At 26.0% G+C, this 13,578-nt stretch carries 16 protein-coding genes; 11 read left to right on the forward strand and 5 right to left on the reverse strand.

Annotated features, from left to right (window positions below; genetic code table 11):
• Nucleotides 1-159: 159 nt before the first annotated feature.
• The 3 genes from ftsH to greA all read right to left on the reverse strand — a co-directional run bounded on the left by ftsH (nucleotide 160) and on the right by greA (nucleotide 3,297).
• On the reverse strand, nucleotides 160-1,992 hold the full coding sequence (gene ftsH / locus BBP_RS01725; RefSeq protein ID WP_011091465.1) for an ATP-dependent zinc metalloprotease FtsH: 1,833 nt from the start codon (nucleotides 1,990-1,992) through the stop codon (nucleotides 160-162).
• 58 nt (nucleotides 1,993-2,050) lie between these two features.
• Complete coding sequence (locus tag BBP_RS01730) at nucleotides 2,051-2,686, reverse strand: RlmE family RNA methyltransferase (protein ID WP_187145697.1); 636 nt, start codon at nucleotides 2,684-2,686, stop codon at nucleotides 2,051-2,053.
• A gap of 131 nt (nucleotides 2,687-2,817) precedes the next feature.
• Nucleotides 2,818-3,297 (reverse strand): transcription elongation factor GreA, encoded by a 480-nt coding sequence (greA, locus tag BBP_RS01735; RefSeq protein WP_011091467.1) that lies wholly within the window; start codon nucleotides 3,295-3,297, stop codon nucleotides 2,818-2,820.
• A 483-nt stretch (nucleotides 3,298-3,780) separates the two neighbouring features.
• On the opposite strand from greA, the gene BBP_RS01740 reads away from it, so the two are divergent.
• The 5 genes from BBP_RS01740 to cgtA all read left to right on the forward strand — a co-directional run bounded on the left by BBP_RS01740 (nucleotide 3,781) and on the right by cgtA (nucleotide 7,368).
• Complete coding sequence (locus tag BBP_RS01740; protein WP_011091468.1) at nucleotides 3,781-4,020, forward strand: BolA family protein; 240 nt, start codon at nucleotides 3,781-3,783, stop codon at nucleotides 4,018-4,020.
• Nucleotides 4,021-4,040: 20 nt separating this feature from the next.
• On the forward strand, nucleotides 4,041-5,291 hold the full coding sequence (murA, locus tag BBP_RS01745; RefSeq protein ID WP_011091469.1) for a UDP-N-acetylglucosamine 1-carboxyvinyltransferase: 1,251 nt from the start codon (nucleotides 4,041-4,043) through the stop codon (nucleotides 5,289-5,291).
• A gap of 236 nt (nucleotides 5,292-5,527) precedes the next feature.
• The gene (gene rplU / locus BBP_RS01750) at nucleotides 5,528-5,866 is read left to right on the forward strand and encodes a 50S ribosomal protein L21 (protein ID WP_011091470.1); all 339 of its coding nucleotides are present in this window, start codon (nucleotides 5,528-5,530) and stop codon (nucleotides 5,864-5,866) included.
• Nucleotides 5,856-6,113: a 50S ribosomal protein L27 gene (gene rpmA / locus BBP_RS01755; RefSeq protein WP_011091471.1), complete on the forward strand. Its 258-nt coding sequence runs from the start codon at nucleotides 5,856-5,858 to the stop codon at nucleotides 6,111-6,113. Before rplU ends, rpmA begins: the two co-directional genes overlap by 11 nt.
• A 238-nt stretch (nucleotides 6,114-6,351) precedes the next feature.
• Nucleotides 6,352-7,368 (forward strand): Obg family GTPase CgtA, encoded by a 1,017-nt coding sequence (cgtA, locus tag BBP_RS01760; RefSeq protein WP_011091472.1) that lies wholly within the window; start codon nucleotides 6,352-6,354, stop codon nucleotides 7,366-7,368.
• Between the two features lie 217 nt (nucleotides 7,369-7,585).
• Here the strand turns inward: cgtA and rpsI are convergent, their stop codons facing one another.
• Together rpsI and rplM are read right to left on the reverse strand one after the other, a co-directional pair.
• Nucleotides 7,586-7,978, reverse strand: a complete 393-nt coding sequence (gene rpsI / locus BBP_RS01765) for a 30S ribosomal protein S9 (protein ID WP_011091473.1) — start codon at nucleotides 7,976-7,978, stop codon at nucleotides 7,586-7,588.
• 12 nt (nucleotides 7,979-7,990) lie between these two features.
• The gene (gene rplM, locus BBP_RS01770) at nucleotides 7,991-8,419 is read right to left on the reverse strand and encodes a 50S ribosomal protein L13 (RefSeq protein WP_044010635.1); all 429 of its coding nucleotides are present in this window, start codon (nucleotides 8,417-8,419) and stop codon (nucleotides 7,991-7,993) included.
• Between the two features lie 355 nt (nucleotides 8,420-8,774).
• Between rplM and BBP_RS01775 the strand changes: the two genes are divergently transcribed.
• The 6 genes from BBP_RS01775 to rplS all read left to right on the forward strand — a co-directional run bounded on the left by BBP_RS01775 (nucleotide 8,775) and on the right by rplS (nucleotide 13,569).
• Nucleotides 8,775-9,890: a chorismate mutase gene (locus BBP_RS01775; protein ID WP_011091475.1), complete on the forward strand. Its 1,116-nt coding sequence runs from the start codon at nucleotides 8,775-8,777 to the stop codon at nucleotides 9,888-9,890.
• A gap of 242 nt (nucleotides 9,891-10,132) precedes the next feature.
• On the forward strand, nucleotides 10,133-11,485 hold the full coding sequence (gene ffh / locus BBP_RS01780) for a signal recognition particle protein (protein WP_011091476.1): 1,353 nt from the start codon (nucleotides 10,133-10,135) through the stop codon (nucleotides 11,483-11,485).
• 91 nt (nucleotides 11,486-11,576) lie between these two features.
• Entirely contained in the window at nucleotides 11,577-11,840 is a 264-nt protein-coding gene (rpsP, locus tag BBP_RS01785; RefSeq protein ID WP_011091477.1) for a 30S ribosomal protein S16, read from the forward strand.
• A 20-nt stretch (nucleotides 11,841-11,860) separates the two neighbouring features.
• A complete protein-coding gene (gene rimM / locus BBP_RS01790) occupies nucleotides 11,861-12,403 on the forward strand; it encodes a ribosome maturation factor RimM (RefSeq protein WP_011091478.1) in 543 nt (180 codons plus the stop codon).
• Nucleotides 12,404-12,428: 25 nt separating this feature from the next.
• On the forward strand, nucleotides 12,429-13,181 hold the full coding sequence (gene trmD / locus BBP_RS01795; RefSeq protein WP_011091479.1) for a tRNA (guanosine(37)-N1)-methyltransferase TrmD: 753 nt from the start codon (nucleotides 12,429-12,431) through the stop codon (nucleotides 13,179-13,181).
• Between the two features lie 31 nt (nucleotides 13,182-13,212).
• A complete protein-coding gene (gene rplS, locus BBP_RS01800; protein ID WP_011091480.1) occupies nucleotides 13,213-13,569 on the forward strand; it encodes a 50S ribosomal protein L19 in 357 nt (118 codons plus the stop codon).
• Nucleotides 13,570-13,578: the final 9 nt, after the last annotated feature.

Here is a 13,578-nt window from a genome sequence, read left to right on the forward strand (position 1 = left end):
AAAAAAATAAAATAATAAATTAATGTCCAAATTAAAGTTTAATTAAATCTAGATTAAATCACTAAAATCACTTGTTCATTATTTAACACATTTAAATTTGCAACTAACCTAAAATCTTATTAATTCTAAAAGCATATTGTTAAAAATAAATTATTAATTTTAATTATTGTCATCATCTGTACAAATATTAGAACTTTGTATAGATTTTCTTTTCATTAAATCATCAATTTGACGAGAATTAATTGTTTCATATTTTATTAACGCATCTTTCATAGCATGCAAAATATCTAAATTTTCTTCTAAAATTTTTTTAGCTCTATTATAATTTTTTTCTACTAATAACTTCACTTCTTCATCTATTATTCTAGCAGTTTCATCAGACATATGCTTAGATTTCGTAACAGTTCTTCCTAAAAATATTTCTCCTTCTTCTTCCGAATATAATAACGGTCCCAATTTTTTTGAAAAACCCCATTGCGTTACCATATTCCTAGCCAAATTTGTAGCTACCTTAATGTCATTGTGAGCACCAGTAGAAACGTTATTTACACCATAAATTATTTCTTCTGCTAAACGACCACCATATAATGTTGATATCTGGCTTTCCAACTTATTTTTATTGATACTTAAAACATCATCTTTTGGTAAAAAAAATGTAACTCCTAGCGCTCTACCCCGAGGAATAATTGTTACTTTATGCGCTGGATCATGTTCTGGAACTAATCTTCCAACAATGACATGCCCTGCTTCATGATAAGCTGTAGATTCTTTCTGCTTCTCCGTCATTACCATAGATCTTCGTTCTGAACCCATAGTAATTTTATCTTTCGCACTCTCAAAATCAGACATCATAACAACATCCCTATTATTTCTAGCAGCAAATAATGCAGCTTCATTAACTAAATTAGCTAAATCAGCTCCAGAAAATCCAGGCGTTCCTCGAGCTATAATCATAGGATCAACATTATTTCCTAAAGGCACTTTCTTCATATGTACTTGAATAATTTTTTCTCTTCCTCTAATATCAGGCAACGCTACAAAAATTTGACGATCAAAACGCCCTGGCCTTAATAATGCTGGATCAAGTACATCTGGACGATTAGTTGCTGCAATCAATATAATTCCTTCATTACCATCGAATCCATCCATTTCTACTAACATTTGATTTAATGTTTGTTCTCGCTCATCATGCCCTCCTCCTAGCCCAGCACCTCTTTGACGACCTACGGCATCTATTTCATCAATAAAAATAATACAAGGTGCTACTTTACGCGAATGTTCAAACATATCGCGAACTCTAGAAGCGCCGACACCTACAAACATTTCAACAAAATCAGATCCTGAAATAGTAAAAAATGGAACTTTTGCCTCTCCAGCAATAGCTTTAGCTAATAACGTTTTTCCTGTTCCAGGAGGACCTACCATTAAAATACCCTTAGGTATTTTACCACCTAGTTTTTGAAATCTACTAGGTTCTTTAAGATATTCAACTAACTCTTGAACTTCTTCTTTAGCTTCATCACATCCTGCAACATCAGAAAAAGTAATTTTAACTTGATCTTCAGGTAACATTCTAGCTTTACTCTTCCCAAAAGACATAGCTCCTTTTCCACCACCAACTTGCATTTGTCGCATAAAAAAGACCCATACTCCAATTAATAATAGCATAGGAAACCATGAAATAAAAATAGCAGTAAAAAAACTTTGTTCTTCTGGTGCAGCACCAATAATTTTTACGTTTTTTACTAATAAATTATCTAATAGTTTCGGATCACTGATTGGAATATAAGTTATATATCTTCCATTATCTTTTCTAATAATATTCATTTCACGTCCGCTAATATGAACTTCGCGAACCTGATCCTGATTCACATCTGATAAAAAAGTTGAATAATCAATTTTACGATTATTAATATTATTAGCACTAAAATTTTGAAAAATGGACATTAATACCACTGCGATTACTAACCAAAGCATCAGGTTTTTAGCCATGTCACTCAAGAGACTAACCTCACATTTACAACTTATTTAAAAAATAGCATTTTGGTTACTACATTTTTCGACCAGATGCTAGAATATAAACTTCTCTTGAACGTGCCCGAGAAGAATTTGGTTTACATATTTTAACTTTTGAAAATGTCACATGAACATCTTGAATAAACGAATTAAACTCTTGTCCATAAAACGATTTTACTAATAAACTACCACCTTTTGATAATACTTTTATAGACATTTTTAATGCTAATTTACTAAGCAAAATAGCTTGAATATGATCAATAAAATAATGTCCTGTCATATTTGGAGCCATATCAGATATAATTACATGAACTTTTTTATGACATAAATAGGTTTCTATAAAGTTAAAAAAACATTTGTTTTTAATATTTCCTTGAAAAAATACAACATCCTTAATAGGTAGCATAGGACGCATGTCACATGCTATTACACGTCCCTTCTTCCCTACTCTTTTGACAGCGTACCCCGACCAACTTCCTGGAGAAGAACCCAAATCTACTACTGTCATTCCAACTTTTAAAAAATTATTTGAAGACTGTATATCATCCAATTTAAACCAAGCTCTTGACCGAATATCACTTTTATTTTTGTGAACTTGTTTCACATATTTATCTTTGAAATGTTCGTTTAACCAACGATTTGAACTAGAAGAACGTTTTTTAGACATAATATACAAATAATAAATATTATTTTTTCAAATAAATTAATCATAAATAGTATAACTCAATCTTTATCAAAAAATAATTTCTCTACTTCTAAAAAACTATAACACTCATACGCATTTACATCTAAAATAATATTTTAGTTATATTCAATTTTTAATATTTTATATTTTACATCACCTACAGGTGTTTTTATCGTAGCTACATCAGAAACTTTTTTACCTACCAATCCTCTAGACATAGGTGAATTAATAGAAATTAACTTTCGTTTAAAATTAGACTCATCATCTCCTACAATACGATATGTAAATTCCTGATTACTAGTTAAATTTAATATAGTAACTGTAGAACCGAAAATAATTACTCCATTATTTTTTACTTTAGTTATATCTATAATTCGAGCTTTAGACAATTTTAATTCAATTTCTTTAATTCTTCCTTCGCAAAAACCCTGCTCTTCTCTTGCAGCATGATATTCAGAATTTTCTTTTAAATCACCATGTTGCCTAGCTTCTATTATTGACTTTATAATCTTAGGTCTCTTTATTGTTTTCAACATTTCAAGTTCTTTACGGAGTTTTTCAACACCCAATATAGTCATTGGAATTTGATCATTCATATAAAATGCCTCATGAAGTATTTAATGTTGTCTCAAATTTCTAATGTTAGTTTAGTATTGGTTTAGAATTGACACTCTGTAAACAATAATACTATATTAATGATTAAACTTGAAATTCAAAATTATTTAATACTACAACAATATAAACTATACTTAATATTATAATATTTAATACTGTCTTTAAATTTACTTTATAATTCTTATAAAATAAATTTTTAGAGTAAAACATTAATTATTTAATAATAATTTCAATTTAAAATATTTATCAACATTTCAAAAATATAACATTTCCTAAAAAAATCTAAAAAAAGAAAAAACTTTACATACAAATTTTTTTATTTAAATTGCTTAAAGTTTTACAAAATATTCACAATCTTATCTAAAATATTACGCTAAAATTATATTAAATTTACAATTTTAGTATATATTCACACTACATCTTCTGATATTATATATCATATTTATTACATAACAAAACAAATTATGACTATTACTAACACAATTAAATCTCTATTAAAAAAAAAAATACCATTAACCGTGATACATGTAACTGGCGATAATAAACATATAAATATCACAGCTGTTAGCGATATCTTTAATAATATAAATACGCTGCGACGACAACAAATAATTTATAAACCTTTAATGCCCTATATTATAAATAAAACTCTTCACGCTATTTCAATCAAAACATATTCTTTACAAGAATGGAAAAATAAATAAACATTTTAATAAATAAGCTAATGAATAGATTTCATATATCTGGACCGAAAAACTTATCTGGTGAAATTAAAATATCTGGCTCAAAAAATGCAGCCTTACCTATACTATTAACGTCACTATTGATATCTGAACCTATAAAACTAAAAAACGTTCCTAAATTAACAGATATCATGTATGCAATAAAAATATTAACTAAATTAGGTGTAAAAATAAAAGTTGAAAAAAAGGTATTATATATTGATGCAAAAACAATAGCAATATGTACAATACCTGATTATTTAACCAAGAAAACACGAGCTTCTATTTGGATATTAGGGCCACTATTAGCTAGATTTGGACAAGCTAAAATATCTCTTCCAGGGGGATGTAAAATAGGAAAAAGAAAAATTGATTTACATTTATCAGGATTAAAAAAACTAGGTGCTAATATCGCTATAAAAAATAATTATATCATTGGTTCAGTAATAACAAAACTCATAGGAAACACTATAGTATTACCTATTGCAAGTGTAGGAGCTACAATTACTATTATGAGTGCAGCAACCATAGCTACTGGAATAACTATTATTAATAATGCAGCACGCGAACCAGAAATAATTGATGTAGCCAATTTTCTCAATAAATTAGGAGCTAAAATTATTGGTGCAGGCAGTAAAAACATTTTTATTACAGGAGTATTAAAATTACACGGTGGTTCATATACAATTATGCCAGATAGAATTGAAACAGGTACTTTTTTAGTAGCTGCTGCTATTTCTAATGGTTCCATTATCTGCCATAATACTAAACCTAATGTACTTATCAATTTAACTAAAAAATTATGTGAAACAGGAGCACAAATAAAAACTGGAACTAATTGGATTAGTTTAAATATGAAAGGGATTTATTCTAAAGCTATTAATATTAAAACAGCACCATACCCAGGGTTTCCAACAGATATGCAAGCTATATTTAGCTTATTAAATTTAGTATCACATGGAAATAGCATAGTTACTGAAACAATATTTGAAAACCGATTTTCATATGTTTCTGAACTAAAAAAAATGGGTGCAAAAGCTCAAATAAAAAATAATTCACTTTTTTGTTATGGAGTAAAAAAATTATATTCTGCTACAGTATTTGCATCTGACTTACGTTCTTGTGCTAGTTTAATTTTAGCAGGTTGTATTGCAGATGGAACTACTATCGTAAAAAATATACATTACATTAAACGAGGATATGAACGATTTCAAGAAAAATTACAATCTATTGGAGCAAAAATATGCAACTAAATTATAAAATTCTTTATAATTTAAGCAATCAATTCATATTTTGGAACTATTTAAAGTTCTAAATTTTTTAAAATATTAAAAAGTTATATTCTACTTTTAACGATTTTTTAAGATGTATAATAATTACATACACAAATTTATCTTTAACAACAATTAAACTTATTTTTTTAACTAAATTTAATTAAACTACTATTTCAATCTTGTTGTTTTAAATACTTATATTTATAAGGAATCCTATGTACGCAATTTTTAAAAGTGGTGGAAAACAACACAAAGTTATAAAAGGACAAACTATTAGATTAGAAAAAATAAATCAATCTATAGGAACACAAATAAAGTTTAAAAAAATATTAATGTGTTGCAATGGTACACATATTACAATAGGAAAACCACATATACATAATAATTTTATATTAGCAAATATAATTAATCATGGACGACATAAAAAAATTAAAATTATCAAATTTAATCGTCGAAAACATTATAAAAAACAACAAGGACATCGTCAAAATTTTACTGATGTATTAATTACAAACATACATAATAATTATAGAGAACAAAACAATGGCTCATAAAAAAGCAGGTGGGTCAAGTAGAAACGGAAGAGACTCACATTCAAAAAGATTAGGAGTAAAACATTTCGGAGGAGAAACAATACGTTCGGGTAGTATTATTGTTCGTCAAAGAGGTACAAAATTTCATGCAGGAAATAATGTTGATTGCGCTAAAGATCATACTTTGTTTGCAACATCTCAAGGCAAAGTAAAATTTGAAAAAAAAGGAAAATGCAATAGAACATACGTTAGCATAATACCTGAATAATAATATTTTAATATTATAAATGATGTTAGTAAAAAGAAATTAACACAAAACACAAATATCATAAATATTTAGTTACATCAATTAATTAGAACGAATTTTATATTTTATTAGAAATAATACATCTCCATATGTATTATTTCGAAAACAATTCTATTAATTACTAATTAATATTATTTGTTATTAAAATATAACAAACTTTATATATTATTTTCTAATTTCTTAATTTTAAGAGATAAAAATGAAATTCCTTGATAAAGCTATAATTCATGTAATCGCAGGAAACGGAGGACATGGGCGAACTAGTTTCAGAAGAGAAAAATACATTCCTAAAGGCGGGCCAGATGGCGGAGATGGTGGTAATGGGGGTAATGTATGGTTACAAACGGTAACAAATTTAAATACTTTAATTGACTTTAAATTTACCAAAATATTTAAAGCACAAGATGGACAACAGGGATTCAATAAGAAAAAAACAGGAAAAAAGGGTTCAGACATTGTCATTCAAATTCCTATAGGTACTAAAATTATTGATCATAACACAAATGAAATAATAGAAGATATGATTCAAGATAAACAACTAGTCTTAGTAGCTAAAGGTGGATGGCATGGACTAGGAAATACAAGATTTAAGTCATCTACCAATAGAATTCCAATAAAACATACTAAAGGGACACAAGGAGAATTTAGAATACTAAGATTAGAACTAATATTAATAGCTCACGTAGGTACGTTAGGATTACCAAACTCCGGAAAATCTACATTAGTAAGAAATATTTCCAATGCCAAAACTAAAATAGCTAATTACCCTTTTACAACATTAAAACCTGTTTTAGGAACAGTAAAAATTAATCATAAAGAATTCTTTGTAATTGCTGACATACCTGGGCTAATTCAGGGTGCATCTCACGGGATTGGATTAGGTTATCAATTTTTAAAACATTTAGAGCGTTGTCATTTGTTATTACATATTATTGATATATCTCAAATAAATTTTAAAAATACTATTACTAATATACATGTTATATTAGATGAATTAAAAACATATAACAAAATCTTACATAATAAACCTATATGGTTTGTATTCAATAAAATTGACTTAATTGATGATATTGATATAAACACCAAACTAAAATCGATTTTAGAAAAATTAGGAAGTATACAACAATATTTTTTAATATCAGCTATTAAAAAAACTGGGTTAAAAAAAATAGTAAAAAAAATCTACGATTTCTTAAAAAACAAAAACTTATTGTAAAAATAATATATAATACCACCGACATAATATTTTAAAATCAATACATACACTTTTTACTATGCAATATTTAAAACAATTCATATAACTTAATGTAACTTTTAAAACTATATTCAGACTCGTTAAAGTTTTTTAAAACTAAATTAAAAAAACAACATAAAATCAAACCCGGGGTTGTACCGGGTCTTTATAAATATTTGTTAATTATAAATTAAAAATATTAACGTTTTGAAAACTGCGGTCGTTTTCTTGCCTTACGAAATCCTACTTTTTTGCGCTCTACTTGTCTAGAATCCCGAGTAATAAAACCAAGTTTTCGTAATTCATTGCGAAAAGATGAATCATATTTTATTAATGCACGAGAAATTCCGTGACGAATAGCACCTACTTGTCCTGAAATACCACCACCTTTTACTGTAATATATAAATCACATTTCTTGGACATATTCACAAATTCTATCGGTTGCAAAATTATCAAACGCGCAGTTCTTCTACTAAAATAATTATTTAATTTACGATTATTAATCGTAATATTTCCAGTTCCAGTTTTTAAAAATACACGAGCAGAAGAACTCTTTCTTCTGCCAGTACCATATTGATACATATTTTCCATATTTATTCCTAATTAAATATTCAAAATCTTTGGATTTTGCGCTGAATGATTATGGTTGTCGTTAGCGTATACTTTCAATTTTTTAAACATAGAACGACCTAACGGTCCTTTTGGAAGCATCCCTCTAACTGCAATTTCAATTATTCTCTCAGGATAACGATGTAACATATCCTTAAATGCTATTTTTTTTAATCCTCCAACATATCCTGTATGATGATAATAAAATTTATCAGTACATTTTTTTCCCGTAACCTTAATGTTTTTAGCGTTAATCACTATTAAATAATCACCAATATCAACATGCGGGGTATATTCAACTTTATGTTTACCACGTAATCTAGATGCAATATTTGTTGCTAATCGACCTAATATTTTCCCTGTAGCATCAATGCAATACCACATTTTTTTGAAATCATTAGATTTAGCAGAAAAACTTTTTATATACATTTTTATTCCTATGGATTTTAATTACAAATTAAATTTATTTTTTTGAAATATTATAAGTTGTAATTTAATAATGTTATTATGTTATATCATTTCATTGTAGACAATTAAAATTCTTAATTTTAATTAGAAATGTTTTAAAATACTTAAGATGTAAAAATAATACAAAAATGTATATAAATTTATATTATTTAACATATTATATTTATTTACTCGTAACTTAATATATTTACAAAATTCTATACTTTTTATCATTAAATGTTTATTTAAATTATATTAAATTTAATATATACATAAAAAAAAATAAAATATTTATAATAAACATATTAAAATATTTAAAAGGCAGTAAAACATGACATTAAAAAATGCTTTACTAGCATTCAGAAACGCCATTAATATTTTAGATAAAAATTTAATTAATCTTTTGGCAAAACGTAAACAACTATCCTTAAATATAGCCCATACCAAAGTCAAAAATAACTATCCAGTGAGAGATATTGAACGAGAACAAATGTTATTGAAAAATCTTACAATATTAGGAGAAAAACATTTTCTTAATAAAAAATATATTGAAAGTTTATTTTCAATTATTCTTGAAGATTCAGTATTGACTCAAAAAAAATGGATAAAAAAATATAACCTAAACAAGTATAAATTGGAAAAAATCTCATTTTTAGGTTCTTTTGGATCTTATTCGCACCTAGCAGCACAAAAATATGCTAAAAAACATTCAAAAATATTAACTGACAAGATCTATAAAAATTTTTCTGATGTAATTACTTCAGTCGAACAGCAGCAATCAACTTATGCTATTTTACCAATTGAAAATCAATCTTCTGGATTAATTATAGAAGTATATAAGTTGTTACAAAAAACCCCTTTGTTCATAATTGGAAATATTTACATTCATGCAAACCATTGTTTATTAGCAAAAAAATATACTCCAATACTTAAAATACAAAAAATTTACAGTCATATACAACCATTTAAACAATGTAGCAAATTTATCAGCCTTTTTCCCAACTGGAAATTAAGCAATACTACTAGTACATCAGAAGCTATACAACATGTTGCAAAAGAAAATGATAACACTATAGCCGCATTAGGAAATGAATCTTATGGTGAATTAAATAAATTAGAAGTTATAGCAAAAAACATTTCAAATAAACGTAATAACATTACTCAATTTATTATACTAGCACAAAAAAAAACATATATAACAAACAAAAAAACTCATTTAAAAACAATAATACTGATTTCAAAAAAAAATGAAAATTGCGAAAAAATAATACGAAATATACTTCATAAAAATAAAATTACTTTATTAAAATTAAAATATTATGTCACATCTAAAGTTCTTCTAGAAAAAATATTTTTTATTGAAATAGAAAATATCTATTGTATAAAACATATTCTAAAACAATTTACTATAGAAATTAAATGTATAAAAATATTAGGGTGTTTTTAAAAAAAAAGTTAGTGTCTGCGATACTAAAAATTAAAATATAATCAAAATGCTCTATTTTCTCCATTTTTATGAGAAATAGAGCAAAAAAATTTATTTTTGTATCAAAATAATATTTGATAAAAATTTTAAAATTTATATAATAACCAATTTATTTAATACCTTATAATTTTTTTATGTGATCGAAAACATAATTACGAATAACAATTTTAATATAAAGTCTATCTAATACCGGAGCGAACATTATGTTTAATAATCTAACACAACGTTTTTTAAAAATTATTAAAAAAATATCTAATAAAGGAAGATTAACCGAAAAAAATATTAAAGAAACATTACGCGAAATAAGAATAGCTCTATTAGAAGCTGATGTAGCATTACCTGTCGTAAAAAACTTTATACCATCAATACAAAAAAGCGTAATCGGAAATCAAGTAAACAAAAGTCTTACTCCTGGACAAGAATTAATTAAAATAGTTAAAAAAGAATTAACTTTAATATTAGGAAAAGAAAATCATTCTTTAAACTTATCTGTTACTCCTCCAGCAATAATATTAATGATTGGTTTGCAAGGATCTGGGAAAACTACTACAACAGCTAAATTAGGACAATTAATCAGAACAAAATATAAAAAAAAGGTAATAGTCACTTCGATTGATATATATAGATTAGCCGCAATAAAACAATTAAAAATGCTATCAAAACAAGCAAAAATAAGCTTTTTTCCATCTAATAATACACAAAGTCCAAAAGATATTGTTCAACATGCTATACAACATGCAAAATTAAAATTTTATGATGTCCTATTAATAGACACAGCAGGAAGATTACAAATTGACAAAAAAATGATGAACGAATTACTAGATGTTTATAACATTAGTCATCCAATTGAAACATTTTTTGTAGCCGATGCAATGTTTGGTCAAGATTCAATAAACGTAATTAATGAATTTAATAAATACTTGCCTGTTTCCAGTTTCATCATAACTAAAACAGATAGCGATACTAGAGCTGGAATAATTTTATCCATAAAATATTTAACTAAAAAACCAATTAAATTTATAGGAACAGGAGAAAAACTAGAAGAATTAGAACTATTTTATCCTGATAGAATTGCATCACGAATTTTAGGCATGGGAGATATGCTATCTTTAATAGAAAACATAGAAAATAAAATTGATAAAAAACATATTAAAAAATTTTCAAATACAATCAAAAAATATAACACATTTAATTTTAATGACATGTTATTGCATATCAATCAAATAAAAAAAATTGGAGGAGTTAACTCAATACTCGGAAAATTACCTAAAACACAAACAATATTTAATTCTTTCCAAAATAACATAGATGAAAACATATTATTAAAAATGAAAACCATCATTAATTCTATGACAATTTCTGAAAGACATCAACCTGAACTAATTAAAGGATCACGAAAACGACGCATCTCTCTTGGATCCGGGATACCAATACCAGAAATTAACCAATTATTAAAACAATTTAACAACATAAAAAAAATTATGAAAACTATTAAAAAAGGCGGGGTAACTAAAATAATGCAAGGAATAAACAATATTATTAAAAACAAATTTTAAAAAAAAACATTATATCACGTTAGAAAATATTATTATTTTAATATATAATACCTTCAAGACAATCAAAAAGTGTATTATTTTCGAGGAAAATATGGTAAAAATTCGTTTAGTAAGATTAGGAGCAAAAAAACGTCCATTTTATAAAATAGTAATAGCTGACAGTAGATATCCTAGAAATGGAAAATTCATTGAAAAAATAGGTTTTTTTAAGCCGTTATTGAGCATAAAACATCCGCCACAAATATGCATAAATACTCTTAGAATAACACATTGGATAAAAAATGGTGCGATTATGTCCAAACGAGTTAAAAAATTAGTAAAAATACATTCTTATATTAATAAAAAAATAAAATAACAATTTTAATTATTAAAACAATGACAAAAAAATTCCTAAATATACATTTAACAATTGCTAAATTTGGAGCAGCTCACGGAATATTAGGATGGATACGAGTTTTTTCTTATACAGAAAAAAAAGAAAACATATTTGATTATGTGCCTTGGTTTATTAAGAAAGAACAAAAAATAATCAAAATTCTTCCAAAATACTGGAAAATTTTAAAGAAAACATTTTTAGTAAAAATTAACGACGTCAATAATCGATCTATGGCTCAGAAACTGACCAATTATGATATACTAATTAATCAAAAAACGTTACCTAAACTAAATAATAATGAATATTACTGGAAAGATATTGTTGATTGTACAGTATTTGACACTAATTTTATAAAATTAGGAAGGGTATCTGAACTAATTCGAACACCATCAAATGACATTTTAGTTGTAAAAGCATCAAACATAAAAAATATATCCCAAAATGACATGTTAATACCGTTTCTGCATCCACAAATCATCTCAGAAGTTAACATCAATAACAAAAAAATCGTAATAAAAAATTGGAAACAAACTTTTGAATAATACTTCCCTTCTAAATAAAAAACTATTGCTAATAAATGTAATCAGTATTTTTCCAAAAATGTTTGATATAATAAAAGATTACGGAATTACTAAAAGAGCAATACAAAAACATTTAGTTAAAATAAATGTTTTAAATCCTAGAAAATTTACTAAAAATAAATATAAAAATATTGATGATCGCCCATATGGTGGTGGTCCAGGAATGATAATGACCGCTGAACCACTATTTTTAGCTATAAATCAAGCTAAATCATTATCAAGCAACCCAGTCAAAGTTTTTTATTTATCACCTCAAGGAAAAAAATTAGATCAAAGTAAAATTATGGAATTATCTCATCAAAAACACATAATTTTATTGTGTGGGAGATATGAAGGCATAGATGAAAGATTGCTAATTAGTAAAATAATTGATGAAGAAATATCTATTGGAGATTATGTTTTAAGCGGAGGAGAATTACCAGCCATGGTCTTAATTGACTCAATATGTCGTGTAACTCCTGGAGTACTAAAAAATTCTAAAGCTATTCAAGAAGATTCATTTTATAATGGATTATTAGACTATCCTCATTATACTAGACCAAAATGTTTCAATTGTATAAAAATCCCTAATATCTTATTATCTGGAAATCATAGTGAAATTAAACGTTGGAGGTTAAAACAATCGTTAACAAAAACATGGCTAAAAAGACCAGATTTATTAAACAAATTAATTCTTACAAAAGAACAAGAATCAATATTACATGAATGTCAATCCAAAATGGATAAACCAAAAATTTAAAATTAAAAATTAAAAATTTAGAGCCAAATCTATGAATTATATTCAAAAATACGAAAAAAAACAAATTAAAAAAACGATTCCAATCTTTAAATCTGGAGATACAATTATAATCAAAGTATGGATAGTAGAAGGTACAAAAAAAAGAATCCAATTATTCGAAGGTATTGTAATAGCTATTAGAAACAGAGGTTTTAATTCATCTTTTTGTGTAAGAAAAGTTTCTAATGGCGAAGGTATTGAACGCGTTTTTCCAAAATATTCTCCAATAATTGAAGAAATAATTGTAAAGCGACATGGTGATGTTAAAAAATCAAAATTGTATTATTTACGTAATAGAATTGGAAAGTCAGCTAAAATTAGAGAACTAATAAGTAAAAAAACATCATAAAAAATAAAA

Origin of the sequence: Buchnera aphidicola str. Bp (Baizongia pistaciae) (assembly GCF_000007725.1) — a bacterium.
In the GTDB taxonomy this organism is placed as follows: Bacteria; Pseudomonadota; Gammaproteobacteria; order Enterobacterales; family Enterobacteriaceae; genus Buchnera_B; species Buchnera_B aphidicola_H.

Bases quoted from the DNA above. Each gene is read 5' to 3' on its own strand.
- ftsH (WP_011091465.1), bottom strand. From the start codon at position 1,992: ATGGCTAAAAACCTGATGCTTTGGTTAGTAATCGCAGTGGTATTAATG.
- greA (WP_011091467.1), bottom strand. From the start codon at position 3,297: ATGAATGATCAAATTCCAATGACTATATTGGGTGTTGAAAAACTCCGT.
- BBP_RS01740 (WP_011091468.1), top strand. From the start codon at position 3,781: ATGACTATTACTAACACAATTAAATCTCTATTAAAAAAAAAAATACCA.
- murA (WP_011091469.1), top strand. From the start codon at position 4,041: ATGAATAGATTTCATATATCTGGACCGAAAAACTTATCTGGTGAAATT.
- rplU (WP_011091470.1), top strand. From the start codon at position 5,528: ATGTACGCAATTTTTAAAAGTGGTGGAAAACAACACAAAGTTATAAAA.
- rpmA (WP_011091471.1), top strand. From the start codon at position 5,856: ATGGCTCATAAAAAAGCAGGTGGGTCAAGTAGAAACGGAAGAGACTCA.
- cgtA (WP_011091472.1), top strand. From the start codon at position 6,352: ATGAAATTCCTTGATAAAGCTATAATTCATGTAATCGCAGGAAACGGA.
- rpsI (WP_011091473.1), bottom strand. From the start codon at position 7,978: ATGGAAAATATGTATCAATATGGTACTGGCAGAAGAAAGAGTTCTTCT.
- BBP_RS01775 (WP_011091475.1), top strand. From the start codon at position 8,775: ATGACATTAAAAAATGCTTTACTAGCATTCAGAAACGCCATTAATATT.
- ffh (WP_011091476.1), top strand. From the start codon at position 10,133: ATGTTTAATAATCTAACACAACGTTTTTTAAAAATTATTAAAAAAATA.
- rpsP (WP_011091477.1), top strand. From the start codon at position 11,577: ATGGTAAAAATTCGTTTAGTAAGATTAGGAGCAAAAAAACGTCCATTT.
- rimM (WP_011091478.1), top strand. From the start codon at position 11,861: ATGACAAAAAAATTCCTAAATATACATTTAACAATTGCTAAATTTGGA.
- rplS (WP_011091480.1), top strand. From the start codon at position 13,213: ATGAATTATATTCAAAAATACGAAAAAAAACAAATTAAAAAAACGATT.